The organism is Pseudarthrobacter sp. Pseusp20 (assembly GCF_059492155.1).
Map to the genome: position 1 here is coordinate 1,926,914 of NZ_CP168521.1, position 25,571 is coordinate 1,952,484.

Consider the following 25,571-nt stretch of genomic DNA (forward strand, 5'->3'; position numbering starts at 1 on the left):
GAATTGATGATAGGCTCGAATTCCGTGGTGCAGCGATCAAATTCCCGTGTAAATTCCCGGTTCCCGGGCTCCTCCAAGACGACGAAGCACATCTTTGTCACCGGCGGTGTGGCGTCCTCGCTTGGTAAGGGACTGACGGCGTCCAGCCTTGGTCACCTGCTCCGGGCACGCGGCCTGTCCGTGACAATGCAGAAGCTCGATCCCTACCTGAACGTGGATCCGGGCACAATGAACCCCTTCCAGCACGGCGAGGTCTTCGTCACAGACGACGGCGCCGAAACGGACCTGGACATCGGGCACTACGAGCGCTTCCTTGATGAAAACCTCGAGGGGTCCGCGAACGTCACCACCGGCCAGGTGTACTCCACGGTGATTGCCAAGGAACGCCGCGGCGAGTACCTGGGGGACACCGTCCAGGTCATCCCGCACATCACGGATGAGATCAAGCGCCGCATGCGTTTGCCCGCCGAGGGCAAGAACGCCCCGGACGTCATCATCACCGAAATCGGCGGCACCGTTGGCGACATCGAATCCCAGCCGTTCCTCGAATCCGCCCGCCAGGTCCGCCAGGACATCGGCCGCGGAAACGTGTTCTTCCTGCACGTCTCCCTGGTGCCGTACATTGGCCCCTCGCAGGAGCTGAAGACCAAGCCCACCCAGCACTCCGTGGCCGCGCTGCGGTCCATCGGCATCCAGCCCGAGGCGATCGTGATCCGTTCGGACCGTGAAGTGCCGGAGGCCATGCGGGAGAAGATCGGCCGCATGTGCGACGTCGATATCGACGCCGTGGTGAACGCCGCGGACGCCCCCAGCATCTACGACATCCCCAAGACCCTGCACGGACAGGGCCTTGACTCCTACATCGTCCGGGCCCTTGACCTGCCCTTCAAGGACGTTGACTGGACCAGCTGGGACAAGCTGCTTGAAGCCGTCCACAACCCCAAGCACCACGTCGAGATTGCCTTGGTGGGCAAGTACATCGACCTGCCTGACGCCTACCTCTCGGTCACCGAAGCGCTGCGTGCCGGCGGCTTCGCCAACGAGGCCAAGGTCAAGATCCGCTGGGTCCCGTCGGACGAATGCGAGACCCGCGAAGGCGCCGTCAAGGCCCTCGACGGCGTGGACGCCATCTGCGTTCCCGGCGGCTTCGGCATCCGTGGACTCGAAGGCAAGCTCGGCGCCCTGAAGTTTGCCCGCGAAACCAAGCTGCCCGTGCTGGGCCTGTGCCTCGGCCTGCAGTGCATGGTGATCGAGTACGCCCGCAACGTGGTGGGCCTGGAGGGTGCCTCCTCCAGCGAATTCGAGCCGGACTCCAAGTACCCGGTGATCGCCACCATGGAGGAGCAGCTGGAGTACGTGGAAGGCCGCGGCGACCTGGGCGGCACCATGCGCCTTGGACTGTACGAAGCCAAACTGGATGAAGGCTCGGTCATCGCCGGAACCTACGGCAAGACCACCGTGAGCGAACGCCACCGGCACCGCTACGAGGTGAACAACAAGTACCGCCAGCAGATTGCGGACAAGGGCCTGGTCTTCTCCGGCACTTCCCCGGACGGCAAGCTGGTGGAATTCGTTGAGCTGCCCGCCGACGTGCACCCGTACTACGTGGCCACGCAGGCCCATCCCGAGCTGAGCTCGCGGCCCACCCGCCCGCACCCGCTGTTCGCCGGCCTGGTCAAGGCTGCACTTGACCACCAGAACGTAGGCCACCGGAACGCGGGCGGCCAGGGTGCAGGCCAGGAGGGCGTTGCCGACACGGCTGTGCCCCCGGCCGGCGAACATGCGGCATCGGGTACCGTTACCGCTAAGTAGTCGATAGAACACACAAAGGACGGCGCGATGCCTGGTACACCTGAAGCCACCCCTGCCAAACAGGTTTCGGATGCACCAAGCCCGCGCCGTCTTTTGTCAACGGAGAAGGTCTACCAGGGCAGGATCTGGGATGTAGTCAGCGACACCTTCCAGCTCTCGGACGCCGGGGACGCCCTCACCCGCGATTACATCGACCATCCCGGCGCCGTAGCCGTCCTGCCCATGAACGCCGAGGGCCAGGTCCTGCTGTTGAAGCAGTACCGGCACCCCGTGGGCATGGACCTCTGGGAGGTTCCGGCGGGCCTGCTGGATGTTGAAGGCGAAGACTTCGTAGTGGGGGCGGCGCGCGAACTGGCCGAGGAAGCGGACCTTGCTGCCGGGACCTGGAACGTCCTGGCGGATGTCTTCAATTCCCCGGGATCCTCCAGCGAGGCCATCCGTATCTACCTGGCCCGTGACCTCACCGAAGTGCCGCACCACGAACGCCACGAACGGACGGACGAGGAAGCGGAGATCGAGTTCCACTGGATCGGCCTGGATGATGCCGTGGCGTCCGTCCTGGCCGGACGCCTGCACAACCCGTCCGCCGTCGTCGGGATCCTGGCTGCCGCTGCCGCCCGCGCCAATGACTATGAAGGCCTCCGCCCCGCCGACGCCCCCTGGCCCGCCCACCCCAGCCAGCGCTGATGGCGCCTCCTTCGGCTGAAGCAGCGCCGGCGGTCGAACCGGGCCCGGCGGAGGCTGCCGCTGCCCCGGCACCTGTACCTTCCGCCATCGACCGTGCAATTACCGACTACCTCCAGCACATGGGTGTGGAACGGGGACTGGCAGCGAATACCTTGGCGGCCTACCGCCGGGACCTGGCCCGCTACGCCCGGTATGTTGCCGCCGCCGGCTGCGGCCGGCCGGAGGACATCACCCGGCACCACGTCACGGGTTACGTCCGCGCCCTGTCGGACGGTTCCGATGGCGGTTCCACCCTGGGGGTCCGGTCCGCGGCCCGGACGGTGGTGGCGGTCCGTGGCCTGCACAAGTTCTGGGCCCTCGAAGGTTATACGCCGGCCGATCCAGCCCGCGACGTCCACCCACCCATGGCAGGTAAACGGCTGCCCAAGGCCATCAGCGTTGACGAAGTGACCCGCATCCTGGAGGCGGCAGGAACGGACACTGCCGCCGGACTGCGGGACCGCGCCCTGCTTGAATTCCTCTACTCCACGGGAGCCAGGATCAGCGAAGCGGTGGGACTGGACGTTGATGACATCTCCCTTGCCGGGCCGGAATCCGGGCCTGCCATTGTCCGGCTGTTCGGCAAGGGGTCGAAGGAGCGGCTGGTGCCGCTGGGCTCCTACGGGGCCCGGGCGCTGGACGCCTACCTGGTCCGCGGCCGGCCGCTGCTTGCTGCCAAGGGCAAGGGCACGCCTGCGCTGTTCCTGAATGCCCGCGGCGGCCGGATCAGCCGGCAGAGCGCCTGGACCATCCTCAAGGCGGCGGCGGAGAAGGCCAACATCACCCGGGACGTCTCACCGCACACGCTGCGGCATTCCTTCGCCACCCACCTGCTCGAAGGCGGCGCGGACGTCAGGGTGGTGCAGGAACTTTTGGGCCACGCATCGGTGACCACAACCCAGGTGTACACGCTGGTCACGGCTGATACGCTCCGGGAAATCTACGCGGCCGCTCATCCCCGCGCGCTGGGCTGACGTTCCGCCAGGCAGGGCACGTCCGGCCGCCAGGGTCGCGCGGACAGCTAGAACATGGCCTCGATGGTCAGTTCCACGGGCCCCAGCAGGAAAGCCAGCACAGAAGTTCCCATGCAGGCGACCAACATCAGTCCGGGATGTGCCAGGCCGATCACCACCCGGCGCAGCCGTGGCCGGCCGCGGAGGAAGGATTTCGGTACGCGGGAGAGCGTGGGCACCTGCCGCCAGCCGCGAAGCCGCCGAAGGAACCAGGCGCACCGGGCGACAAACGCCAACCACAGGACGGCTACCACCAGCGGCACCAGGGCCGCCATCAGGGTGAAGCCCAGAGCCGTCACCTCGCGCTCTGAGTCTCCCGCCACCGCTTGGACAGTGGTTGAGATCGACGCACTGAACACCACCGAGATGGCCCAGACCATGAAGGCCGCAACAAGTGCCAGGAACCGCACGAAGAACAGGCCCAAAACCGACTCCCGGGCGGCTTTCACCTGCTGCCGGGGAGTCACGTGGAGAACGGCCAGGGTGCTGAGCAGCGTGGGCAGGGCCGCTGCTGCCACCAGCAGGTACCACGTCCAACCAGCCAGGTTCACGAACTCATCTGCAAGGATGAGCGCCGTCCAGACACAGGCCCAGGCCCAGCCCCAATACAATGGGTTGCGCACCAGCCACTCCGGCAGGCGGGTGTCAATGGCCGAAATCCTGGCGGCCCGTATTCCGTGTCCTGTTTCGGGAGTCACACCTAGAGCTTGGCATATCCGGCGTCCCTTGGCGCTTCCCCGATGACAACTCCCGGACCCCATAGGCTTGAAGGCATGACCACAGCCGCTGTGACCCTTTGCTTCCTGCTCCGTGACGGGCCGGGCGGCCCCGAGGTACTCCTCGGGCTGAAACAGACCGGGTTCGGCAGGGGCAAGATCGTGGGCATCGGCGGCCACGTGGAACCGGGGGAGTCGGACGCGCAGGCCGTCATCAGGGAGGTCCTGGAAGAGACCGGTGTGGTGCTGCGGGTTGAGGACCTGGCGGACGCCGGATCGGTCCACTTCGTCTTTCCGGCCCGCCCGGAATGGAATATGCGGACCACCCTCTTCACCGCCCGGACCTGGCAGGGCGAGCCGGCACCCAGCGACGAGATCCTGCCTGAATGGTTCCGGGTGGATACGCTGCCCGTGGACCGCATGTGGCAGGACGCCGACCACTGGCTCCCGGTGGTTCTGGAAGGCCGAAGGATCAACGTGGTGGTCACCATGCACACAGACAACGAATCAGTCGCCTCATCCGAGAGCCTGCTGGACTGAGCAGGCAATTAACGGCCGACGGCGGCCCGGGCATCTGGGTGCCGGGCCGCCGTCGGACGTTCCTGCCAGGAGTCAGGGGAGGTGCCGCTCCTCCGGACCGATGTACTCGCTCAGCGGCCTGATCAGGGAGTTCGCGTCCAGTTGCTCCATGATGTGGGCGGTCCAGCCTGTGATCCGGCTGGCCACGAACAGGGGAGTGAATGTGGGCGTATCAAAGCCCATCAGGTGGTACGTGGGCCCGGCCGGGTAGTCGAGGTTCGGCTTGATGGCCTTGGCTTCGTCCATGGCCTGCTCGAGCCCGTTGTACAGCCCCAGCAGTTCCGGCCGGCCGTAGTGGGCGATCATCTTGTCCAGTGCGGCTTTCATGGTGGGGACCCGGGAGTCGCCGTGCTTGTAAACACGGTGGCCGAAGCCCATCACCTTCTTCTTCTGCGCCAGGGCGTCTTCCATCCATGCCTTGGCCCGGGCCGCTGCTTCCTCCAGGGACTCCTCCTGCCGGATGCCGATCTCGTCGAAGGTGTGCATGACGGCTTCGTTGGCGCCGCCGTGCAGCGGACCCTTGAGGGCGCCGATGGCACCGGTCACGGCTGAATGCAGGTCCGAGAGCGTCGAGGTGATCACACGGGCGGTGAATGTGGAGGCGTTGAAGGAGTGCTCGGCGTAAAGAATCATCGAGACGTTGAAGGCATCCACCACCTCCGGCACCTGCTCCTCGCCGAAGGCCATCCACAGGAAGTTGGCCGAGTAGCCAAGGTCTTCGCGGGGCTCCACCACATCCTGCCCGTGGCGGCGGCGCTGGTCGTAGGCCACCACCGCGGGCATGGCGGCGAACAGGTCCACGGCCTTGGCCATGTTGGCTTCCCGGGAGGAATCCCCGGTCAGGGGATGCCGTGCCCCCATAACGGAAGCAGCAGTCCTGCAGACGTCCATCGGGTGCGAAGTGACCGGAAGGGTATCGATCACCTGCTTCACCACCGGATCGAGGGCGCGGCCGGCGCGTTCCTTCGCGCTGAACTCGGCAAGCTGGTCCTTGGTGGGCAGTTCACCGTTCCACAGCAGGTACGCCACTTCCTCGAAGCTGCACCGCGCTGCCAGTTCCTGGACAGGGTAGCCGCGGTAGAGCAGGGAGTTGGTGTCCGGATTGACCTTGGAAACGGCGGTGTAGTCCACCACCACGCCGGCAAGGCCTTTTTTGATCTCATTTTCAGCCATGCTGAAACTCCTTTGTTCCTAAAGCCTGTTCGTCCGGCGGAGGCCGGCCTTCCGATTGGGTGTCAGGTGCCGGGTGTCATGTTCCGGGAACCTGGAAATTGAACACGCCGGTGTCGAAGCGGTTGTAGGCCTCGTAGTCAACGAGGTCGTAGAGCCGGGCACGGGTCAGCATGTTTGGAACCTGCGCCTCCTGGGTGCCGTCGGATTTGATCGATTCCAGAGTACGCTCAGCAGCCCCCATGGCACTACGGAGCAGCGTCACCGGATAGATCACCATGTTGACGCCGACGCCGGCCAGTTCATCCACGGTGAAGAGGTCGCTCTTGCCGAACTCGGTCATGTTGGCCAGGATCGGCACGTCCACCGCGTCGCGGATGGCCTTGAACTCGCCCAGGTCCTTCATGGCTTCGGGGAAAATTGCGTCGGCGCCGGCTTCGACGAGGGCTTTGGCGCGCTGCTGTGCGGCTTCCAGCCCCTCGGTGGCGCGGATGTCGGTGCGGGCCATGATCAGGAAGTTCGGGTCCCGCCGGGCGTCGGCCGCGGCCCTGATGCGTTTGGTGGCGGTGTCCTGGTCCACCACGTTCTTGCCGTCGAGGTGGCCGCAGCGCTTGGGGTTGAACTGGTCCTCGATATGGCAGCCGGCCAGGCCTGCGTTCTCGAGTTCCTGGACGGTGCGTGCCACGTTCATGGGCTCCCCGAAGCCGGTGTCCGCGTCAACGATCGAGGGCAGGTCCGTCATGCGGGCGATCTGCCCGGCACGGGCGGCTACCTCGGTCAGGGTGGTCAGGCCGATGTCCGGCAGGCCGAGGTCGTTGGCGAGGACGGCGCCGGAGATGTACACCCCGGCGAAGCCCTTTTCCTCGATCAGCCGGGCGGAGAGCGGGTTGAACGCGCCGGGGAACTGCTGGATGGTCCCGGAGGCCAGCAGTTCCCGGAAGCGGACCCGCTTCTGTTCCGGGGTGGTCTTTGAGTACAGCATCTAGAACAGTCCCTTCGGTGCCGCCGCGAGGTCGATGACGCCGGGAGCGGCGGTGATGTTCAGCTGGTCCAGCTCACCGGCGGCGAGCTGTGGGAGGCGTTCGACGGCGGTGAGGAACCTTTCGATCTCAGCCTCCTCCACGAGCCCGGCGGCGAGGGTGCGGAACTTGTTGATGTACTGTTCCCGGGCGAAGGGGCGGGCGCCGAGCGGGTGGGCGTCGGCAACGGCGATCTGGTCGGTGATGACGGTGCCGTCCTTGAGCGTGATCTCCACCGAGCCGCCGAAAGCCTTCTCTGCGATGTCCAGGGAGTGGTAGCGGCGGGTCCATTCGGGATCTTCCACCGTGCTGACTTTGTGCCACAGTTCCACGGTGTCCGGACGGGCGGCGCGCTGCGGTGCGTAGGAGTCCACGTGGTGCCAGGCCCCGTCCTGCAGGGCCACGGTGAAGATGTACGGGATGGAGTGGTCCAGGGTTTCCCTGGACGCGGTGGGGCTGTATTTCTGGGGGTCGTTGGCGCCGGAGCCGATCACGTAGTGCGTGTGGTGGCTGGTCTTGATCAGCACTGACTCGACGTTGGCCGGATCGGTGACCTCGGGGTGTTCGCGGTGCAGCTTGCGGGCAAGGTCGATCCACGCCTGGGCCTGGTACTCCGCGGAATGTTCCTTGGTGTAGGTGTCCAGGATGGCACGCTTGACTTCACCCGGGGTGGGAAGCGGGACCATGTAGGAGGCGTCCGGGCCATCGAGCATCCAGGCGATGACGCCGTCTTCGCCTTCGTAGATGGGCACGGGGGAGGTCTGGCCGCGCATGGCCCGGTCCGCTGATTCGATGGCCATCTTGCCGGCAAAGGCCGGGGCGTGGGCCTTCCAGGTGGAGATCTCGCCCTTGCGGGACTGCCGGGTGGCGGTGGTGGTGTGCAGCGCCTGGCCCACTGACTGGAAGATGGTCTCCACATCGAGGCCAAGCAGGGTGCCGATCCCGGCCGCGGCCGAGGGGCCGAGGTGGGCCACGTGGTCGATCTTGTGCTTGTGCAGGCAGATGGCCTTGACCAGGTTGACCTGAATCTCGTACCCGGTGGCGATGCCCCGGATCAGGTCGTGGCCGCTGGCGCCAACGTGCTGGGCGACGGCGAGGATCGGCGGGATGTTGTCCCCGGGGTGGGAGTAGTCGGCCGCGAGGAAGGTGTCGTGGTAGTCCAGTTCCCGGACAGCCACCCCATTGGCCCAGGCTGCCCACTCCGGGGACACGCGGTCCTCGATGCCGAAGACTTTGGACCCCTTGCCGCCGGTGCTGGGGCCGTGGGTGAGCGCCTGGGCACGGGCGGCGACGATCGGCGCGCGGTTCAGGGAAGCGATCGCCACCGAGGCGTTGTCGATGACGCGGTTGATCACCATAGCGGTCACGTCGTCAGACACAGCCACCGGGTCCGCGGCGACCTGGGCGATTTTGTAGGCCAGCTGGTCCTCGCGGGGCAGGTTTTCTTCGCTTTTATAGACGCGGACGTGGTGTTCCTTAACCATGGTGCTCCTTCGGGTGGGATGCGTGGGTTGCTTTGACGTGGGAGAGGCTTCGGTGCAGGTGGACGATGGTGGCCGCCTCGGCGAGCCTGGGGTTGCCGGCCGCGATCGCCTCCGCGATGGCGGCATGCTCGGCGGCTGCGGCAGTGAGCCGGCAGGCATCGTCGGCGGCAAGCCGGCGGATCCGGACCAGGTGAACGCGCAGGCTGCGCATGGCCTGGGCCAGGTAGGAGTTGGAGATGGCGGCGTCGATTGCTGTGTCCAGCCGGCCCACCAGTTCGTAGTAGTCATGCAGGGCCGGCTCGTCACCGCCAATCAATGCGGGAGCCTCGAGCAGTTCGCGCTGCAGGCGCTCGAACGTCGCAGCCTCGCCGCGCCGCGCAGCCAGTGCCGCCGCCCTGCCCTCAAGGGTTTCGCGGAGTTCGAACAGTTCGTCAATGTCCTCAAGCGAGATGTCGGTGACGACGACGCCGCGGCCGCCTGCCGTCGTGAGGCCTTCCGCCGTAAGGCGCCCCAAGGCTTCCCGCAGCGGTGTGCGCGAGACGCCCAGACGCTCGGACTGTTCCACCTCGGCAAGGACCGTACCCGGCGCCAGGCGCCATTCGATGATGTCATCGCGCAGGGCGGCATAGGCCTTGTCGCTGGCGCGCATGCTCGTCTCCTTCCTCGGCTGACTGCATCAGTGTATACACAACTGGGCTCAAAAGAATGGACCTTTGAGAAAATATGCCAGAAATTGACTTCCTTGTATACAGCGACCCTTGTGGTGGTTAACTCCGCCAGCTAGCATGAGCTGCATCACAACGTCGTGGACGGGATTACGTTATGGTCACCACCGGCTATCGGGACAGTTACCGGCGCAGCATCGAAGAGCCCGACGACTTTTGGCTGGAGGCCGCGGGAAACATCGCCTGGAGCTCTCCTCCGGCGCAGGCGCTGGACTCCACGCGGGCACCGCTCTACAGCTGGTTTCCCGACGGCACACTGAATACCTGCTACAACGCCCTTGACCGGCATATCGCCGAAGGCCGCGGGGAGCAGGTGGCCCTGATCCATGACTCGGCCATGCTGGGAACCCGGCACCGCTACACGTATGCCCAGCTCACGGACGCCGTGGCGCGCTTTGCCGGTGTGCTGCGTGGCCATGGCGTGGGAAAGGGGCACCGCGTGGTGATTTACATGCCAATGATCCCGGAAGCCGCTATCGCCATGCTGGCGTCGGCCCGGCTGGGCGCGGTCCATTCCGTGGTGTTCGGCGGCTTTGCGCCCAAGGAGCTCGCGGCCCGGATCCGGGACGCCGCACCCGCGGCGGTGGTGACCGCTTCGGGCGGGATCGAACCCGCCCGCCGCATCGAGTATCTGCCGGCCGTCGCGGAGGCGCTGGAACTGGCGGGCACGCCGGATCTTCCCGTCTTGGTCAAGGAGCGCGACGGATTCGCGTCCAAGGCTGCGGACCATGCGGGCTGGCTGGACTGGGACACGGAAATGGCTTCCGCAGAGCCTGCCGCTCCCGTTGAGGTGAAGGCCACCGATCCGCTCTACATCCTCTACACATCCGGAACCACCGGCACGCCAAAGGGAGTGGTGCGGGACAACGGCGGCCACGCCGTCGCCCTGCGCTGGACCCTGGAGAACATTTACGACGTCGGTCCGGGCGACGTGATGTGGACCGCGTCAGACGTCGGCTGGGTAGTGGGGCACTCCTACATTGTCTATGGCCCGCTGCTGGCCGGCGCCACCACGGTGATGTACGAGGGCAAGCCCGTAGGCACCCCGGATGCCGGCGCATTCTGGCGCGTGGTCCGGGACCACAGGGTCAATGTGCTCTTCACTGCGCCCACGGCACTCCGGGCCATCCGCAAGGCGGATCCGGCGGCGTCGCTGCTGCGGAAGTACGACATCTCCAGCCTGCGGACCCTGTTCACTGCCGGCGAGAGGCTGGACACGGACACTTTCCATTGGGCATCACGGGCCCTCGGCGTGCCGGTGGTGGACCACTGGTGGCAGACCGAGACCGGGTGGGCCATTTGCGCCAACCCGCGTGGCCTGGAGCAGTTGCCCATCAAGGCCGGCTCCCCGAGCGTGCCCATGCCCGGGTTCCGGCTGCAGATCCTCGACGGCGCAGGCGGAGAGGTGGAACCCGGCACCGAGGGCAACATCGTGCTTGGACTGCCGCTGCCGCCGGGCACCCTCACAACGCTGTGGCGGAATGATGAGCGCTACATCTCTTCCTACCTTCAGGCTTTCGAGGGCTGCTACGCCACCGGCGATTCGGGTTACCAGGACCGGGACGGGTACATCTTTGTCATGGGCCGTACGGACGACATCATCAATGTTGCCGGGCACAGGCTCTCAACCGGCGCCATGGAACAGGTGATCGGCCAGCATCCGGCCGTTGCGGAGTGCGCCGTGATCGGCCTCGCCGACCCCGTGAAGGGCCAGCGTCCCAGCGGCTACGTGGTGCTCAAAACCGGGGTGGACATCGCCGAAGATGTCCTGGCCAAGGATCTAGTGGCACTGGTCCGGCGGGACATTGGTGCGGTTGCAGACTTCAAACAGGTGACAGTGGTGGATGCACTGCCCAAGACCCGTTCGGGGAAGATCCTCCGCAAGACCATGCGCCAGATAGCGGACGGCGAGGAGTACACCGTTCCGTCCACCATCGAGGATCCAGGCGTCATCGATCAATTGATCGGAGCACTCCGGGCGGGGGAGGCGGAGGCTGGCTGAGGCGCATGGCCGGGGCGCGCACGTCCAACCCCGAGCAGCTCAGCGGGTGTTCCAGCGGTATTCGTTCTCCGGCCTGCCGGGGGTGCCGTAGCGGGCGGTCCGGGAAACTGTTCCCGCATCGGCCAGGTACTCAAGGTAGCGCCGAGCCGTCACGCGCGACATCCCCAGGGCGTCCATGACCTCCGTGGCGGACACTGCTTCGGGCTGCCCCCGGAGGAACTCCTGGACGGATCCGAGCGTCGAGGTTGAGAGTCCCTTGGGCAGCGGGAGTTCGGATGGCGCCCGGAGGCTGGCAAAGGCCTGGTCCACTTCGCTTTGCGAGGCGCCCCCCTTGCCGGGGCCACCGCCGGAACCGGCCAACTGCTGCCGGAACTGGCGGTAATTTTCCAGCTTGTCGGAGAACGTGGCGAACGTGAAGGGCTTGATCAGGTACTGGACCACGCCGATTGCCACGGCGCTGCGGACGATCGCCAGTTCGCGCACGGCGGTGATCGCAATGATGTCCGCCAGGATCCCCGCCGAACGCATCCGGCGGGCGATGTCCAGGCCGTGCAGGTCGGGCAGGTTCATGTCCAGCAGGACCAGTTCAACGGGCTCTCCCGCGGTCACGAATTCGTTCAGCAGCCGCAGGGCCGACTGGCCGTCGGGGGCTGTCCCGGCGAGCTCGAATCCTTCCAGCCTCCCCACGTAGGCCGCGTGCGCTGCCGAAGCGATGGCCTCATCTTCGACGACGAGGACCCGGATGTTGCTCACTGTCTGTGCTCCTTCTCCGCGGACACCGCTGCAGGCAGGAATACTTCGAACTTGGCGCCGCGCCGGCCGTTGATGGCCAGCGTACCGCCCAAACGCTGCACCGCCTGCCGCACCAGGGCCAGGCCGATTCCCCGGCCCCCGGCCCCCGCAGGCTTGGTGCTGAATCCGTGCCGGAAGATCTTTTCCGCATCGGTGGGGTCGATGGGCGTTCCGGAATCGTTGACGGCGATGTCCAGGCCTTCTTCATCGGCCTCCAGCGTCAGCACCACCCTCCGCGGAGGGGGTGCATCGGCGGCGGCATCGATGGCATTGTCCAGCAGGTTGCCCAGGATCGTCACCAGGTCCTGGACGGCCACCCCGGGTGCCGTGCCGGAGCCCAGGGTGGAGAGATCCAGCTGGACGCCGCGTTCGTGGGCCTCGGCCACCTTTCCCATGAGCAGGGCGCCCACCACCGGTTCATCGATCGAACTCACCATGTCATCTGTCAGCTGCTGGCTCAGGGCCAGGTCCTGGGTTGCAAAGTCCAGGGCTTCCCTGGTCCGGCCGAGTTCCAGGAGCGAAACCAAGGTGTGCAGCCGGTTGGCGTGCTCGTGGGTCTGGGCGCGCAGCGCGTCGGAAAGGGTGCGCATGGTCTGCAGTTCGTTGCCCAGCGCTTCGATTTCTGTCCGGTCCCTGAGGGTGGCCACGGTCCCGTAGACGGGGACCTTCCCGCGGGTACCCCGGGCCTCGGGACCCCGGGCCGGCCCCTGGTTGACCACCAGCACGCGGGAGCCGGTCAGGACCATCTCGTCCTTGGTGGTCCGCCCGGACTCGAACAGGCTGCGCAGTTCGTCGTCCAGGGGAAGGTCTGCCAGCGATGGGGGCCGGGTGGGGTCATTGTTGCCGGTGTCGGCCAGGCCCAGCAGCTCGGCAGCCTGGTCGTTGTACATCACCACGCGCTTCCGGGCATCGATCAGGATCAGCCCTTCCCGGACCGAGTGCAGCACCGACTCGTAGTAGGCGAACAGCTGTGCCAGCTGTTCGGGACCCCAGCCCCGGGTAACCCGCCGCAGGTACCTGCCCAGCAGCCACGACGCCAGTGAACCGCCCACCAGGAGGGCCATGCCGACGGCCAGCAGGACGGGAAGGCGCCCGGCAAAGGCGATATCGACGCTGCGGACGGTAACACCCACCGCTACGAGGGCCTTGACTGTCCCCGCAGAATCCTTGACCGGAACAATGGTCCGCACCGACGGGCCCAGCGTACCTGCCGTCACTTCGGTGTAGGTGTGGCCGCGGAGTGCTTCATCGATGGAGCCGATGTAGGGCCGGCCCAGCTCCTCGTCCCGCGGGTGGGTCCAGCGGGTACGGTCCGGCGCCATGATCGTGATGAAGTCCACGTGGGCCGCGGTGGTGACGTCTTTGGCATACGGCTGCAGGACGGCGGACGGGTCCGGCGTGGCAGCAGCCTGGAGCACCAGGGGATTGGCGGCGATGGAGGCAGCCACGCCTTCCATCCGGCGGCCCGCTTCGTCATACGTCCGGTCCCGCGCGTCCACGTAGGCGGCCGTTCCCACGATGGCGATAAACGACACGACGATCAGCAGGTTCGCCAGGAAGAGCCGGCGGGCGATACTCCAGCGGTGGATCATGCCTGCCTCCCTTGGACCCTGCCGATACCGCGACCAATATGAACGCAACGGTGAGCTGGATCACGGGGTGCCCAATGATGGATATCACATTGGACGGACGTGTTGAGCCCAGAGACTGCGCCGCAACGTCTATCAGAATATCCACAAGGAGACACATCATGGCTTCTCAACGAGGAGAGTCGCTCGAGACCGCGACCCCGCGGCGCAAGGGACTGGACAAGTCCCACTACCTCTACATCGCAGTTATCGCCGCCGTCGTCCTCGGCGCGGTGGTGGGCCTGCTGTTCCCGGAGGTGGGCAAGTCCCTCAAGCCCCTGGGCGACGGCTTCGTCAAGCTCATCAAGATGATGATCGCACCGGTCATTTTCTGCACCATCGTCCTGGGCATCGGCTCCATCGCCAAGGCAGCCACCGTCGGCAAGGTCGGCGGCCTGGCACTGGGCTACTTCATCATCATGTCAACCTTCGCCCTGGCCATCGGCCTGGTGGTAGGCAACATCATCCACCCCGGCGAGGGCCTGAAGCTGACGCCGTACGACCCCAACAAGAAGGCGGCGACCGACAGCACCGTGGACTTCCTGCTGGGCATCATCCCCAGTGACGTCCCCGTGCTGCCCACCCTGCTGGCAGCCATCCTGGTTGGCTTCGCGCTGCAGAAGATGGGCGCCCAGGGTGCCCCGATCCTCAAGGCTGTCGGCTACGGCCAGGCACTGGTGTTCCGCATCCTCATCATGATCATGTGGCTCGCTCCGGTAGGTGCCTTCGGTGCCATCGCCGCCGTCGTGGGCGCAACCGGCGTGCAGGCCATCGTCAGCATGTTCACCCTGATGATCGCCTTCTACATCACCTGCGCACTGTTCATCGTGGTGATCCTGGGCGGCCTGCTCCAGGTGGTTGCCGGCGTCAACATCTTCAAGCTGATGAAGTACCTGGCCCGTGAGTACCTCATCATCTTCTCCACGTCGTCCTCGGAAGCGGCACTGCCGCGGCTGATCGCCAAGATGGAACACCTCGGCGTCTCCAAGCCGGTCGTCGGCGTCACCGTTCCCACCGGCTACTCCTTCAACCTGGACGGAACCGCCATCTACCTGACCATGGCGTCCCTGTTCGTGGCCAACGCCATGGGCACCCCGCTGGACCTCGGCGCCCAGATCTCCCTGCTGGTGTTCATGATCATCGCCTCCAAGGGTGCCGCCGGTGTGACCGGTGCCGGCCTTGCAACCCTCGCGGCCGGCCTGCAGGCACACAAGCCCGAACTGCTCGGCGGCGTGGGCATGATCGTCGGCATCGACCGGTTCATGTCCGAGGCCCGCGCCCTGACCAACTTCACGGGTAACGCGGTGGCCACCGTCCTGATCGGCACCTGGGTCAAGGAGATCGACGGCGGCCAGGTTGGCCGGGTGCTGTCCGGCGAAGAACCTTTCGACGAGGCAACCATGATGGTCCACCATCACGGCGAAATGGCACCCAAGGAAGAGGGCGCCCGCGAGGCTGCCAAGGCCTAGCCACCGCCAGGACACCCCACGGGACCGCCCCCGCAGCCATGCTGCGGGGGCGGTCCTGCGTTCCCAGGCAGTGCAACCTTCGACCTCAGCTAGAGGGTCAAGGCTCAACATTCGCGGAAAGTCAAGTTCCGTCGAATGCCGTGTCGGGCGCTGTAACCTAGGGAGCAGAACGAACGGCGCTGGTGAGCCAGCGGCAGGAAATCACCGTCATCGAAAGTGTGGACAGATACGTGAGCAGCGAACAGGGTTCAGCAACTCTGGAGGGCACGGAATTCGACCTGGAAAACGCGGTGATGGGGCCCACCGGGCGCCCATACCGGGAGTTCCCGGAACCCGCGCCGCTGTCCTCCCACGGTCCGGCCCGCGTTATCGCCATGGTCAACCAAAAGGGCGGCGTGGGGAAGACCACCTCCACCATCAACCTCGCCGCGGCGCTCGCCGAGTACGGCCGCCGCGTCCTCCTGGTGGACTTCGACCCCCAGGGCGCGCTCTCCGCCGGCCTTGGTGTCAACCCGCATGAGCTGGACCTCACGGTGTACAACGTCCTGATGGACCGCAAGGTGGATATCCGTGACGCCATCCACCACACGGGCGTCGAAAACGTCGACCTGCTGCCCGCCAACATCGACCTCTCCGCCGCGGAAGTCCAGCTGGTCAACGAGGTGGCGCGCGAACAGGTCCTGGACCGTGCGCTCAAGAAAGTCGAAGACGATTACGACGTCGTCCTCATCGACTGCCAGCCCTCCCTGGGCCTCCTGACCGTCAACGCCCTCACGGCAGCCCACGGCGTCATCATCCCGCTCATTTGCGAGTTCTTCGCCCTCCGCGCCGTGGCGCTGCTGGTCGAAACCATCGACAAGGTCCAGGACCGGCTGAATCCTCGCCTTCAGGTGGACGGCGTGCTGGCCACCATGTACGACGCAAGGACACTGCACAGCCGCGAAGTGATCACCCGCCTGGTGGAGGCGTTCGGCGACAAGGTCTTCGAAACCGTCATCAAGCGCTCCATCAAGTTCGCAGACGCTACCGTGGCCGCGGAGCCCATCACCAGCTACGCCGGAAACCACGTGGGCGCCGACGCCTACCGCCGGCTGGCAAAGGAGCTGATCTCCCGCGGCGGCGCACCCTAACCACGCCGTGGCCGAATCCAAACCCGGCTTCGAGGTGCGGCTGGCCAACTTCACGGGTCCCTTCGACCTCCTTCTGGGGCTGATCGCCAAACACCAGCTGGACATTACAGAAGTGGCCATTGCCACCGTCACGGATGAGTTCATCAAGTACATCCGTAAACTGCAGCGGCTCGGTGAAGAGTGGGCCCTGGACGAGGCGAGCGAATTCCTGGTGATCGCCGCCACGCTGCTTGACCTCAAGGCGGCACGGCTCCTTCCCGCGGGTGAGGTGGAGGACGACGAGGACATCGCCCTTCTGGAAGCGCGGGACCTCCTCTTTGCCCGGCTGCTGCAGTACAAGGCTTTCAAGCAGGTGGCAGGAATCCTGGGCGAAACCCTGCACCAGGAAGGCCGGCGCTTTCCACGCCAGGTGGCCCTGGAGGAGCACTTCGCGTCGATGCTTCCTGAACTGGTGTGGAAACACACGCCGCAACAGTTCGCCGCGCTGGCCGAGGCCGCGCTCCGGCCCAAAGCGCCCGCCCAGCCGCCGCAAGTGGCACTCGGCCACCTGCATGGGAGCAACGTCAGCGTCAAGGAACAGGCCCGGATGATGGGGCTTCGCCTGCAACAGGAGTCGCCCCAGACCTTCCGTTCCCTGATTGCCGACGCCGATTCCACCCTGGTGGTGGTGGCCCGCTTCCTGGCGCTCCTGGAACTGTTCCGGGACCGGGCCGTGTCGTTCGACCAGCTGTCCCCGCTGTCCGAGCTTGCCATCCACTGGACAGCCGAAGGCCGCGACTGGTCGGCGGAAAACCTGAGCGAAGAGTATGAGGAGCAGGCGTGAATTCCAAGCCGCAGGACCTGGCCGTGGAAGGCGGGGCAATGCTTGAGGACACAGGGAAGCCGGAGGACACGGCGCCACGGGAGGACGCGGACCACGGCCCGGACTTCGACGACCTCCCCGGCGGTGCCAAGGCTGCCCTCGAAGCGGTGCTCATGGTCCTGGACCAACCCGCCACGGAGGAAGAGCTGGCAGCCGGGGTAGGCCTGACGGTCACCGCGGTCCGCTCCCTGCTGGCAGAACTGCAGCGTGAGTATAACGGCTATACTGTTAAAGCCCCGGAGATGGAGGATGCCAGCCACGCTGGCATTGGTTCCAGCCCCCGGGGTTTTGAATTGCGGAACATCGCCGGTGGCTGGCGGATCTACTCGCGCACGGAGTTTGCCGACATTGTCGGCAAATATGTGCTTGAGGGGCAGACCGCCAGGCTTACCCAGGCGGCGTTGGAAACGCTGGCAGTCATCGCGTACCGCCAGCCCGTTTCCCGGGCCCGGGTGTCTGCAATTCGCGGTGTCAATGTTGATTCCGTCGTACGGACGCTTGCCCAGCGCGGGCTGATCGAGGACGCGGGAACGGATCCCGAGTCCGGCGCAATCCTCTACCGGACCACCTCCTATTTCCTTGAACGGATGGGAGTCAGTTCAGTGGAGGACCTGCCCCAGCTGTCGCCGCACCTTCCGGGACTCGACGGGATCGCAGAGTTCTACGACGCCGGGACCATGTAGGCAGGACCCTTCTGCCGGCAGCGGTCTCATGAGCAGTTTGTTTATCAGGTTTTCTATCAGGGCAGACGAAGTCTGCGCGGCTGGCTAGGGTTGTCCTTGGACATCTCTGCCGGCCAAAACACATTGAAGGACGGGTCATGACACAGGCGGGACGCCAGGGTTCACCACGTAACAGTTCGGGACGCGGCGGCAACGAGCGCAACAACTCCCAGCAGCGCAGCGCACAGGGCGGCGGCTTCAGCGGCGGTTCCCGCGGCGGAACAGCCAAGCGGGCAGCAGGATTCGGCGGGGACCGGCCCCACCGCGCCCCCAAGCCGCGCGAGGAACGCTTCATCGACCCCGATCTGGCGGGGGACCAGCAGGCACGGGCATCGGAGGGCGCCCGGGGCGCCAAGCCGTCGTCGCGCAAGCCCGCGGCACGCAAGCCCGGCGCCAAGAAGGCTCCCGGAACTCCCGGTGCCCTCAAGCCCAAGCCGCGTACCGGTGCACCCGGGACAGCCGCTTCCCGTGCATTCGGCAGCGAACGCTTCGGCCAGAACCTGGGTCCGGTCCGCAAGCCCGGCCGGAAGAAGGGCCCCCGCGGTAACGTTCCGCAGTCCGAACTCCATGATGCAGACGGCGTGCGCCTCCAGAAAGTAATGGCGTCCGCCGGAGTTGCATCCCGGCGCGTCTGCGAAGAAATGATCGCCGAGGGCCGCGTTGAGGTGGACGGCCAGGTGGTTACGGAACTCGGCATGCGCGTCGATCCCAAGACCGCCGTCATCCATGTTGACGGCTTGCGGATCCAGTTGGACGAGAACCTGGTCTACATGGTGTTCAACAAGCCCAAGGGCGTGGTGTCCACCATGGAGGATCCCGAGGGCCGGCCGTGCATCAGCGACTTCCTGAAGAGCAACAAGAACACCGGCGAACGCCTCTTCCATGTGGGAAGGCTCGACGTCGCCACCGAAGGCCTGCTGCTGCTGACCAACGACGGCGAACTCGCCAACAGGCTGACCCACCCGTCCTACGAGGTTCCCAAGACCTACCTGGTGCAGGTGCGCGGGCCGTTCCCGCAGGGCGTCGGCGCCCAGCTGAAAGCCGGCGTGGAACTGGAGGACGGGTTCGCGTCCGTTGACTCCTTCCGCCTGGTGGACTCCACCCCGGGCCACGTGCTGATCGAGGTTGTGCTCCACTCGGGTAAGAACCGGATTGTCCGCCGACTCTTTGATGCTGTCGGCTTCCCGGTCCAGCGGCTGGTCCGCGTCAAGGTGGGCCCCATCGGACTCGGGGACCAGCGCCAGGGCAGCATCCGCAACCTGGGCAAGCAGGAAGTCGGCCACCTGCTGGCATCCGTAGGACTCTGACGCATGTCCGCGTTCAAAAGCCAGGGCCGCGGCCACCTGGATGGCCCGGTGGTGGTGATTGGTACCGGACTGCTGGGCACCAGCATTGGGCTGGGCCTGCGGGGGCGTGGCGTACCTGTGTTCCTTTCCGACCCGTCACCCACCAACCAGGCGGTTGCGGTGGACATCGGTGCCGGGCGTCCCCTGTCCGAGCTGGGCAACCGCAAACCGCAACTGGTTGTGGTTGCCGCCCCGCCGGACGTGACGGCCGGCGTCGTGTGCCAGGCGCTGGCTGACTACCCCGACGCCGTCGTGGTGGACATAGCCAGCGTCAAGGCTGACATCCTGGCCCGTCTGCGCAGCCTCGGTGCCGACCTCACCCGGTACGTGGGCACCCACCCCATGGCCGGGCGGGAAAAATCGGGACCGGTGGCCGCCCGCGGCGAGCTGTTCACCTCCATGCCTTGGGTGCTGTGCCCCTCCGGGGAGACCTCCGGCGCTGCCCTGCAAGTGGCACGGTCGCTTGCCTCGGATCTTGGAGCGGTTGTCTCGCAGTTCACGGCGGACGAACATGATGAAGCAGTGGCCCTGGTGTCGCACCTGCCGCAGGTCATGTCATCCCTGCTGGCCAGCCGCCTCCAGGGAACGCCACTGCACGCCCTGTCGCTGGCCGGCAACGGCCTCCGCGACGTCACCAGGATTGCCGCGAGCGATCCCACCCTCTGGGTGCAGATCCTCGGCGGGAATGCAGCCAAGGTCGTGGAGATCCTCTACGGCGTCCGCGAGGACCTGAACCGCCTCATCGGAACCCTGGAACAGCCCACGGCACCGGGAGCCCGGCTGGACCTGGCACAGCTGATCAGTGAGGGCAACGCCGGCCAGGCCCGGATTCCCGGCAAGCACGGCGGCCCGCCGCAGGCATACTCCTGGCTCACCGTCCTGGTGGATGACAAGCCCGGCCAGATCGCGCAGCTGCTCACCGAGATCGGTGAAATCGGTGTGAACGTCGAGGATCTTCGGCTGGACCATTCCTCCGGACAGAACGTTGGCATGGTGGAATTGTCTGTGTTGCCGAACAAGCACGACCACCTGATCGAAGCTCTCAACGACCGCGGATGGCGGGTACTTCAGTAATGACACAGGAACTCCTCGAGACCATGCGCGCCCTGCGCATCGGCCGGCCGCTGGTGGTTGCCATCGACGGACCGTCCGGCTCCGGTAAATCCAGCGTGAGCAAGGAGGTTGCCCGCAGGCTGCGGCTGGCCTACCTGGACACCGGAGCGATGTACCGCGCACTGACCTGGTACTGCGTAAACCAGGGGATTGACCTTGATGACACGCCGGCCGTGGAACAGGCCTCCCGGGACTTTGCGCTGGAACTGAGCACCAGCCCCCAGGAGGAATACGTGCGGGTAGGCGGCGTGGACGTCACCGATGCCATCCGCGAACCGGCAATTTCCGCCGCGGTCAGCTCCGTGGCCACCACGCTTGGTGCCCGGACCGAACTGATCCGCAGGCAGCGGGACCTGATTGAAAAGCACCACCGCCGAATGGTGGTGGAAGGCCGGGACATCACCACCGTCGTCGCGCCCGGAGCCGAGGTGCGCATGCTCCTCACCGCAAGCGAGGAAGCCCGCCTCCGCCGGCGCGGCATCCAGCTGGGCGGTACCCAGAACGCCGAACAGCTGGCAGCCCAGGTGACCCACCGGGATGCCAGGGACTCAACCGTGGTGAACTTCACCCAGGCGGCAGACGGCGTGGTCACGCTGGACTCCTCGGACCTGGACTTCGAGCAGACCGTCAATGCCGCCCTCGTGATCGTTACAAAGGTCCTCAACCGTGACTGAGACCCGGGCGGGTGTGCCAACCCGACTGACCATGGCGTGGAGCAGGCCGGTGGGATGGATCCTGGACCACGTGGTCTACCGGACCACGGTGACAGGCAGGAGCAACGTTCCCACCGGCGGTCCGGTGATCTTCGCAGCCAACCACATCAGCTTCCTCGACGGGCCGGTCATGTTCGGCGCGGCGCCGCGGCCCATGCACATCCTGGTAAAACAGGAGATGTTCCAGGGCTTCCTGGGCCGGGTACTCACCGCCTCCGGGCAGCTTCCGGTGGACCGGCAGGGTGACCGGGCGGCGCTGCAGCGCTGCAAGGACGTGCTCGACGCCGGACGCTGCGTTGGGATTCTTCCGGAAGGGACGCGGGGGAGCGGGGCAGCCGCGGACATCAACGGGGGCGTGGCCTGGCTGGCGCTGAAGTCCGGGGCACCGGTTGTTCCGGTGGCCATCCTGGGCACCCGGCAGGGCGACGAGCACCTGGACTTCGTCCCGCGGCCGGGGCGGCGATTCCACGTCAGCTTCGGATCAGCCCTTACCCTGGCCCGCCGGGCCGGTGAAAGCGGGCGTGCTTCAATGGACAGGGCGGCGCAGGACATCCGTGCAGCGCTGGCCGGGCACGTCCAGGACGCTATCCAACTCAGCGGGCAGCCTTTGCCTTCCGCTGACCACAACGACTTGACAGCAGTAGCCGGGGACGCCGGCAGATGACCACTAAGGACAGTGCAATGAGCGACACCACCCAGACTTCCGGGCCTTCCGGCACCGACGACGAATACACTCCCACCGGCACCGACCAGGTTGCCGAACGGCTGGCAGCGATTGGCGACGACGAAGCGGAGCTGCGTGCCGCCTCCCTCCGGGCCGGCCTGGAGGATTACGAGCTTGACGAGGACGATGCCGCCCTGCTGAGCGGGGAGTACGGCGACGAGGACTTTGACGGTCCCGTCAAGCTGGATCCCGTCCTGGCAATCATCGGCCGGCCAAACGTGGGGAAGTCCACGCTGGTGAACCGCATCCTGGGCCGCCGCGAAGCAGTGGTGGAGGACACCCCGGGCGTCACCCGTGACCGGGTCATGTACTCCGCGAACTGGAACGGCCGCAACTTCACGCTGGTGGACACCGGCGGCTGGGAGCACGACGCCCGCGGCATCCACGCCCGCGTCGCCGAGCAGGCCGAGATGGCCGTGGAACTCGCCGACGCCGTGCTTTTCGTGGTGGACTCCGCAGTGGGCGCCACCGCCACGGACGAAGGCGTCATGAAGATGCTGCGCCGCAGCAAGAAGCCGGTCATCATGGTGGCCAACAAGGTGGACGACTTCGCCCAGGAAGCGGACAGCGCCGCATTGTGGGGCCTCGGTTTCGGCGAGCCCTACCCGGTCTCTGCCCTTCACGGGCGAGGTGTCGCGGACCTCCTGGACCACGTCATGGACGTGCTCCCTGAATACTCAACGATCGAGGGAACGGACCGCTCAGGCGGCCCGCGCCGTATCGCCCTGATCGGCCGCCCCAACGTGGGCAAGTCCTCGCTGCTGAACAAGCTTGCAGGATCCGAGCGCGTAGTGGTGGACAACACCGCAGGAACCACGCGTGACCCCGTTGACGAATTCATTGAACTCGGCGGCCGCACCTGGCGCTTTGTGGACACCGCCGGCATCCGCCGCCGCCAGCACATGGCGCAGGGCGCTGACTACTACGCCTCACTTCGGACGCAGGCCGCGCTCGAGAAGGCGGAGGTCGCCGTCGTGCTTCTCGCCGTGGACGAGGTCCTCAGCGAACAGGACGTGCGCATCCTGCAGCTGGCCATCGAGTCCGGCCGCGCGCTGGTCCTGGCATTCAACAAGTGGGACCTGCTCGACGATGAACGCCGCCGTTACCTGGAGCGCGAGATCGAGCAGGACCTGGCCCATGTGGAATGGGCGCCGCGGGTCAACATTTCGGCAAAGACCGGCTGGCACAAGGACCGCCTGGTCCCGGCCCTGGACCTTGCCCTGGAGAACTGGGACAAGCGGATCGCCACCGGGCGCCTCAACGCCTTCCTGGGTGAGCTCGTGGCCGCCCACCCCCACCCGGTCCGCGGCGGCAAGCAGCCCCGCATCCTCTTTGGCACCCAGGCCTCCAGCCGCCCGCCCAAATTCGTGCTGTTCACCACGGGATTCCTGGACCCCGGGTACCGCCGTTTCATCACCCGCCGCCTGCGGGAGACCTTCGGATTCGAGGGAACCCCGATTGAGGTCAGCATGCGCGTGCGCGAGAAGCGTGGCCGGAAGCGTTAATTGCGACACACCTTGGGGCTGATCACCGGAAAGTGTCACAGGCACCCCTCCGGATCGTGTAAGCTCTTCTAGGTGGTTCGGCCGGACTGCTGATGAAAACCCTCGGGTTGAGTTCAGCGGAGAACGGCGGAACCAGCGGGCTGTAGCGCAGCTTGGTAGCGCACTTGACTGGGGGTCAAGGGGTCGCAGGTTCAAATCCTGTCAGCCCGACCAGGAAGCCGCGGAAACCTTGGGGTTTCCGCGGCTTTTGCGTTGGCGGGATATGAACCAGCCCGTCGGTGGCCCAGCTAGCCGAGGGCGGCGTCGAGGGTGACGAAGCCGTAGCCTGCCGCCCGGAGCTGGGAGATCACCTGCGGGAGGGCCGCGGCGTCGAGCGTTGAACCGTCGTCGGGGTTCGAGCCGAGGTGCATCAGGACAATCTCCCCGGGCTGTGCGGAAGCCATGATGCGCTGGACGACAAAGCCCGGGCCGCGCGTTCCGTTCATGGTGCCTTGCCAACCCAAGGTGTCGACGGTCCACCGGATCGCCGCGTACCCGGCGGCGTTGGCGTCTGCAATCGTGCGGGAATCGCGGGCGCCGAACGGGAAGCGGAAGAACGGGAGCGGGTCGCCTCCAGCGGCCTCGATGGTCCTCTGCGCGCTGCTGATCTCGGCCGTGATCTGGGCGTCCGTCAGGGCGGTAAAGTCCGGGTGGGTCATGGAGTGATTGCCGATCCGATGCCCCGCGTTGTAGATCAGTGCCGGGTCGGAGGGGAACTGGTTGACCCAGTCTCCGGTGAGGAAGAACGTGCCCGGGACGCCGTTGGCTGCGAGGGTGGCGAGGATCGACCGGAGGCCGGCGTCGTTGGCGCCGGCGTCGAACGTGAGCGCGACAACCTTCTGCGCAGTCGGAATGCGCTCAAGATCAACGCCCAGGAGCGCCGGCGGGACGCTGGTGTAGATGACCTCGATCCTGCCGCTGGCCGCGTGCCACAGGATCGAACCGTGCTGGAAGTCATTGCGGCGGCCGCCCGTGATGCCGTACTCGCCGCTGGTTGGGTAGCCGAGCCGGCTGCGCTCCCAGCCGAGGGCCGCCCACTGGGCCCGGATTGCGCCGTACACCTCGTGGGCTCCGGAGGCGGGCGACCAGTAGATCGACGAGCCGGCATTCGAGCCGCTGAAGTGGTTGTACTGGCCGACCCCGTCGGGGGTGCCTGTCTCGTCCGTCAGCGGGAATCCGAGCACGCCTGCCGGGCCGCCGAGCTCCAGATAGCGTCCGCGGATTGCCCCGTGCACCTCGTGCGCTCCGGTGGCGGGGCTCCAGTAGATGGATCCTGCGGCGAAGTCGTTGTATCGGCCGGCGGCGCCCGGGGCGGCGGTCTCGTCGGTGAGTGGGAAGCCCAGGAGGCCTGCGGGTCCGCCGAAGGCGAGATAGCGTCCGCGGATTGCCCCGTGCACCTCGTGCGCTCCGGTGGCGGGGCTCCAGTAGATGGATCCTGCGGCGAAGTCGTTGTATCGGCCGGCGGCGCCCGGGGTGGCGGTCTCGTCGGTGAGTGGGAAGCCCAGGAGGCCTGCGGGTCCGCCGAAGGCGAGATAGCGTCCGCGGATTGCCCCGTGCACCTCGTGCGCTCCGGTGGCGGGGCTCCAGTAGATGGATCCTGCGGCGAAGTCGTTGTATCGGCCGGCGGCGCCCGGGGTGGCGGTCTCGTCGGTGAGTGGGAAGCCCAGGAGGCCTGCGGGTCCGCCGAAGGCGAGATAGCGTCCGCGGATTGCCCCGTGCACCTCGTGGGCTCCGGTGGCGGGGCTCCAGTAGATGGATCCTGCGGCGAAGTCGTTGTACCGGCCGGCGGCGCCCGGGGTGGCGGTCTCGTCGGTGAGTGGGAAGCCCAGGAGGCCTGCGGGTCCGCCGAAGGCGAGATAGCGTCCGCGGATTGCCCCATGGACCTCGTGGGCTCCGGTGCCGGGGCTCCAGTAGATGGTGCCGGCCGTGTAATCCTGGGCGCGGCCCCCAGCGATGTCGTACGCGCTCCCGACTGGCGTGCCGAGGAACGATGCGCTGCCGCCGAGCTGCTCGTAATGCTGGACAATCGCGTCGTCACCGGCCTGCTGGACCGCCATCGACGCCGGACCGCTCCGCTGCACCGCCACCGCTGGTACGGCGGCCGCGGCGGGCACCAGGGCCGTGCCCCCGAGACCACCGCCGAGGGCGAGGGCCAAGGCCATTCCGATGACTGTGGGGCGGGACCTGCGCATTGTGACCCCTTCGTGGTGACCGAGACATGCGAGCCTTGGTCAAGACGCTACGCCCCAGGGGTGTGCCGGGGCAGGGCCAGAGGTCCCGAA

21 protein-coding genes, 1 tRNA gene and 1 pseudogene are annotated in these 25,571 nt (G+C 66.5%); 15 read left to right on the top strand and 8 right to left on the bottom strand.

Going from position 1 to position 25,571, the window contains the following annotated elements; all coding sequences use genetic code 11:
- The first annotated feature begins 6 nt into the window (after positions 1 to 6).
- Genes pyrG through xerD form a run of 3 tightly spaced genes read left to right on the top strand, consistent with a single transcriptional unit; the run spans position 7 to position 3,512 of the window.
- Positions 7 to 1,812 (top strand): CTP synthase, encoded by a 1,806-nt coding sequence (pyrG, locus tag ACEN9K_RS08965; protein ID WP_488315979.1) that lies wholly within the window; start codon positions 7 to 9, stop codon positions 1,810 to 1,812.
- Positions 1,813 to 1,839: 27 nt separating this feature from the next.
- On the top strand, positions 1,840 to 2,499 hold the full coding sequence (locus ACEN9K_RS08970) for an NUDIX domain-containing protein (protein WP_488314796.1): 660 nt from the start codon (positions 1,840 to 1,842) through the stop codon (positions 2,497 to 2,499).
- A complete protein-coding gene (gene xerD, locus ACEN9K_RS08975; protein WP_056389686.1) occupies positions 2,499 to 3,512 on the top strand; it encodes a site-specific tyrosine recombinase XerD in 1,014 nt (337 codons plus the stop codon). Before ACEN9K_RS08970 ends, xerD begins: the two co-directional genes overlap by 1 nt.
- Before the next feature lie 47 nt (positions 3,513 to 3,559).
- Here the strand turns inward: xerD and ACEN9K_RS08980 are convergent, their stop codons facing one another.
- Complete coding sequence (locus ACEN9K_RS08980) at positions 3,560 to 4,249, bottom strand: hypothetical protein (protein ID WP_488314795.1); 690 nt, start codon at positions 4,247 to 4,249, stop codon at positions 3,560 to 3,562.
- A 75-nt stretch (positions 4,250 to 4,324) separates the two neighbouring features.
- Between ACEN9K_RS08980 and ACEN9K_RS08985 the strand changes: the two genes are divergently transcribed.
- Positions 4,325 to 4,807 (top strand): 8-oxo-dGTP diphosphatase, encoded by a 483-nt coding sequence (locus ACEN9K_RS08985; protein WP_144599563.1) that lies wholly within the window; start codon positions 4,325 to 4,327, stop codon positions 4,805 to 4,807.
- Between the two features lie 72 nt (positions 4,808 to 4,879).
- Here ACEN9K_RS08985 and ACEN9K_RS08990 read toward each other — a convergent pair whose 3' ends face one another.
- The 4 genes from ACEN9K_RS08990 to ACEN9K_RS09005 all read right to left on the bottom strand — a co-directional run bounded on the left by ACEN9K_RS08990 (position 4,880) and on the right by ACEN9K_RS09005 (position 9,168).
- The gene (locus tag ACEN9K_RS08990) at positions 4,880 to 6,019 is read right to left on the bottom strand and encodes a bifunctional 2-methylcitrate synthase/citrate synthase (protein WP_018772012.1); all 1,140 of its coding nucleotides are present in this window, start codon (positions 6,017 to 6,019) and stop codon (positions 4,880 to 4,882) included.
- A gap of 76 nt (positions 6,020 to 6,095) precedes the next feature.
- Positions 6,096 to 6,998 (bottom strand): methylisocitrate lyase, encoded by a 903-nt coding sequence (prpB, locus tag ACEN9K_RS08995; protein ID WP_478222031.1) that lies wholly within the window; start codon positions 6,996 to 6,998, stop codon positions 6,096 to 6,098.
- Positions 6,999 to 8,519 carry an MmgE/PrpD family protein gene (locus ACEN9K_RS09000; protein ID WP_018772014.1) on the bottom strand — a complete coding sequence of 507 codons (1,521 nt, stop codon included), beginning with the start codon at positions 8,517 to 8,519 and terminating at the stop codon, positions 6,999 to 7,001. It abuts the gene before it with no gap.
- Positions 8,512 to 9,168: a GntR family transcriptional regulator gene (locus tag ACEN9K_RS09005; RefSeq protein WP_018772015.1), complete on the bottom strand. Its 657-nt coding sequence runs from the start codon at positions 9,166 to 9,168 to the stop codon at positions 8,512 to 8,514. The genes ACEN9K_RS09000 and ACEN9K_RS09005 overlap by 8 nt, the downstream gene beginning before the upstream one ends.
- 173 nt (positions 9,169 to 9,341) lie before the next feature.
- On the opposite strand from ACEN9K_RS09005, the gene ACEN9K_RS09010 reads away from it, so the two are divergent.
- Entirely contained in the window at positions 9,342 to 11,246 is a 1,905-nt protein-coding gene (locus tag ACEN9K_RS09010) for a propionyl-CoA synthetase (RefSeq protein ID WP_495635565.1), read from the top strand.
- Between the two features lie 39 nt (positions 11,247 to 11,285).
- Here ACEN9K_RS09010 and ACEN9K_RS09015 read toward each other — a convergent pair whose 3' ends face one another.
- A complete protein-coding gene (locus ACEN9K_RS09015) occupies positions 11,286 to 11,999 on the bottom strand; it encodes a response regulator (protein WP_495635566.1) in 714 nt (237 codons plus the stop codon).
- Positions 11,996 to 13,630: a sensor histidine kinase gene (locus tag ACEN9K_RS09020; RefSeq protein WP_018772018.1), complete on the bottom strand. Its 1,635-nt coding sequence runs from the start codon at positions 13,628 to 13,630 to the stop codon at positions 11,996 to 11,998. Before ACEN9K_RS09020 ends, ACEN9K_RS09015 begins: the two co-directional genes overlap by 4 nt.
- Positions 13,631 to 13,788: 158 nt before the next feature.
- Here ACEN9K_RS09020 and ACEN9K_RS09025 point away from each other — a divergent pair, with 158 nt between their 5' ends.
- The 10 genes and pseudogenes from ACEN9K_RS09025 to ACEN9K_RS09070 all read left to right on the top strand — a co-directional run bounded on the left by ACEN9K_RS09025 (position 13,789) and on the right by ACEN9K_RS09070 (position 23,463).
- On the top strand, positions 13,789 to 15,135 hold the full coding sequence (locus ACEN9K_RS09025) for a C4-dicarboxylate transporter DctA (RefSeq protein ID WP_018772019.1): 1,347 nt from the start codon (positions 13,789 to 13,791) through the stop codon (positions 15,133 to 15,135).
- 230 nt (positions 15,136 to 15,365) lie between these two features.
- On the top strand, positions 15,366 to 16,265 hold the full coding sequence (locus ACEN9K_RS09030; protein WP_026266195.1) for a ParA family protein: 900 nt from the start codon (positions 15,366 to 15,368) through the stop codon (positions 16,263 to 16,265).
- A gap of 7 nt (positions 16,266 to 16,272) precedes the next feature.
- Positions 16,273 to 17,088: a segregation and condensation protein A gene (locus ACEN9K_RS09035; protein ID WP_018772021.1), complete on the top strand. Its 816-nt coding sequence runs from the start codon at positions 16,273 to 16,275 to the stop codon at positions 17,086 to 17,088.
- Complete coding sequence (gene scpB, locus ACEN9K_RS09040; protein WP_134164416.1) at positions 17,085 to 17,810, top strand: SMC-Scp complex subunit ScpB; 726 nt, start codon at positions 17,085 to 17,087, stop codon at positions 17,808 to 17,810. Before ACEN9K_RS09035 ends, scpB begins: the two co-directional genes overlap by 4 nt.
- Positions 17,811 to 17,947: 137 nt before the next feature.
- Positions 17,948 to 19,156: a pseudouridine synthase gene (locus ACEN9K_RS09045; RefSeq protein ID WP_018772023.1), complete on the top strand. Its 1,209-nt coding sequence runs from the start codon at positions 17,948 to 17,950 to the stop codon at positions 19,154 to 19,156.
- Positions 19,157 to 19,159: 3 nt separating this feature from the next.
- The gene (locus ACEN9K_RS09050; RefSeq protein WP_134164415.1) at positions 19,160 to 20,269 is read left to right on the top strand and encodes a prephenate dehydrogenase; all 1,110 of its coding nucleotides are present in this window, start codon (positions 19,160 to 19,162) and stop codon (positions 20,267 to 20,269) included.
- Positions 20,269 to 20,982 (top strand): (d)CMP kinase, encoded by a 714-nt coding sequence (gene cmk / locus ACEN9K_RS09055; protein ID WP_018772025.1) that lies wholly within the window; start codon positions 20,269 to 20,271, stop codon positions 20,980 to 20,982. Before ACEN9K_RS09050 ends, cmk begins: the two co-directional genes overlap by 1 nt.
- 31 nt (positions 20,983 to 21,013) lie before the next feature.
- Positions 21,014 to 21,692 (top strand): annotated as a pseudogene (locus tag ACEN9K_RS09060) (lysophospholipid acyltransferase family protein).
- A 10-nt stretch (positions 21,693 to 21,702) separates the two neighbouring features.
- Positions 21,703 to 23,250 carry a ribosome biogenesis GTPase Der gene (gene der, locus ACEN9K_RS09065; protein WP_018772027.1) on the top strand — a complete coding sequence of 516 codons (1,548 nt, stop codon included), beginning with the start codon at positions 21,703 to 21,705 and terminating at the stop codon, positions 23,248 to 23,250.
- A gap of 136 nt (positions 23,251 to 23,386) precedes the next feature.
- Positions 23,387 to 23,463, top strand: a tRNA-Pro gene (locus ACEN9K_RS09070).
- Positions 23,464 to 23,537: 74 nt separating this feature from the next.
- On the opposite strand, the gene ACEN9K_RS09075 is transcribed toward ACEN9K_RS09070, so the two are convergent.
- A complete protein-coding gene (locus ACEN9K_RS09075) occupies positions 23,538 to 25,481 on the bottom strand; it encodes a polysaccharide deacetylase family protein (protein WP_495635567.1) in 1,944 nt (647 codons plus the stop codon).
- Positions 25,482 to 25,571: the final 90 nt, after the last annotated feature.

What these genes read in the sequence shown, in the direction of transcription:
- pyrG (WP_488315979.1), top strand. Translation starts at nt 7, where the DNA reads ATGATAGGCTCGAATTCCGTGGTGCAGCGATCAAATTCCCGTGTAAAT.
- ACEN9K_RS08970 (WP_488314796.1), top strand. Translation starts at nt 1,840, where the DNA reads ATGCCTGGTACACCTGAAGCCACCCCTGCCAAACAGGTTTCGGATGCA.
- xerD (WP_056389686.1), top strand. Translation starts at nt 2,499, where the DNA reads ATGGCGCCTCCTTCGGCTGAAGCAGCGCCGGCGGTCGAACCGGGCCCG.
- ACEN9K_RS08985 (WP_144599563.1), top strand. Translation starts at nt 4,325, where the DNA reads ATGACCACAGCCGCTGTGACCCTTTGCTTCCTGCTCCGTGACGGGCCG.
- ACEN9K_RS08990 (WP_018772012.1), bottom strand. Translation starts at nt 6,019, where the DNA reads ATGGCTGAAAATGAGATCAAAAAAGGCCTTGCCGGCGTGGTGGTGGAC.
- prpB (WP_478222031.1), bottom strand. Translation starts at nt 6,998, where the DNA reads ATGCTGTACTCAAAGACCACCCCGGAACAGAAGCGGGTCCGCTTCCGG.
- ACEN9K_RS09000 (WP_018772014.1), bottom strand. Translation starts at nt 8,519, where the DNA reads ATGGTTAAGGAACACCACGTCCGCGTCTATAAAAGCGAAGAAAACCTG.
- ACEN9K_RS09005 (WP_018772015.1), bottom strand. Translation starts at nt 9,168, where the DNA reads ATGCGCGCCAGCGACAAGGCCTATGCCGCCCTGCGCGATGACATCATC.
- ACEN9K_RS09010 (WP_495635565.1), top strand. Translation starts at nt 9,342, where the DNA reads ATGGTCACCACCGGCTATCGGGACAGTTACCGGCGCAGCATCGAAGAG.
- ACEN9K_RS09020 (WP_018772018.1), bottom strand. Translation starts at nt 13,630, where the DNA reads ATGATCCACCGCTGGAGTATCGCCCGCCGGCTCTTCCTGGCGAACCTG.
- ACEN9K_RS09025 (WP_018772019.1), top strand. Translation starts at nt 13,789, where the DNA reads ATGGCTTCTCAACGAGGAGAGTCGCTCGAGACCGCGACCCCGCGGCGC.
- ACEN9K_RS09045 (WP_018772023.1), top strand. Translation starts at nt 17,948, where the DNA reads ATGACACAGGCGGGACGCCAGGGTTCACCACGTAACAGTTCGGGACGC.
- ACEN9K_RS09050 (WP_134164415.1), top strand. Translation starts at nt 19,160, where the DNA reads ATGTCCGCGTTCAAAAGCCAGGGCCGCGGCCACCTGGATGGCCCGGTG.
- cmk (WP_018772025.1), top strand. Translation starts at nt 20,269, where the DNA reads ATGACACAGGAACTCCTCGAGACCATGCGCGCCCTGCGCATCGGCCGG.
- der (WP_018772027.1), top strand. Translation starts at nt 21,703, where the DNA reads ATGAGCGACACCACCCAGACTTCCGGGCCTTCCGGCACCGACGACGAA.
- ACEN9K_RS09075 (WP_495635567.1), bottom strand. Translation starts at nt 25,481, where the DNA reads ATGCGCAGGTCCCGCCCCACAGTCATCGGAATGGCCTTGGCCCTCGCC.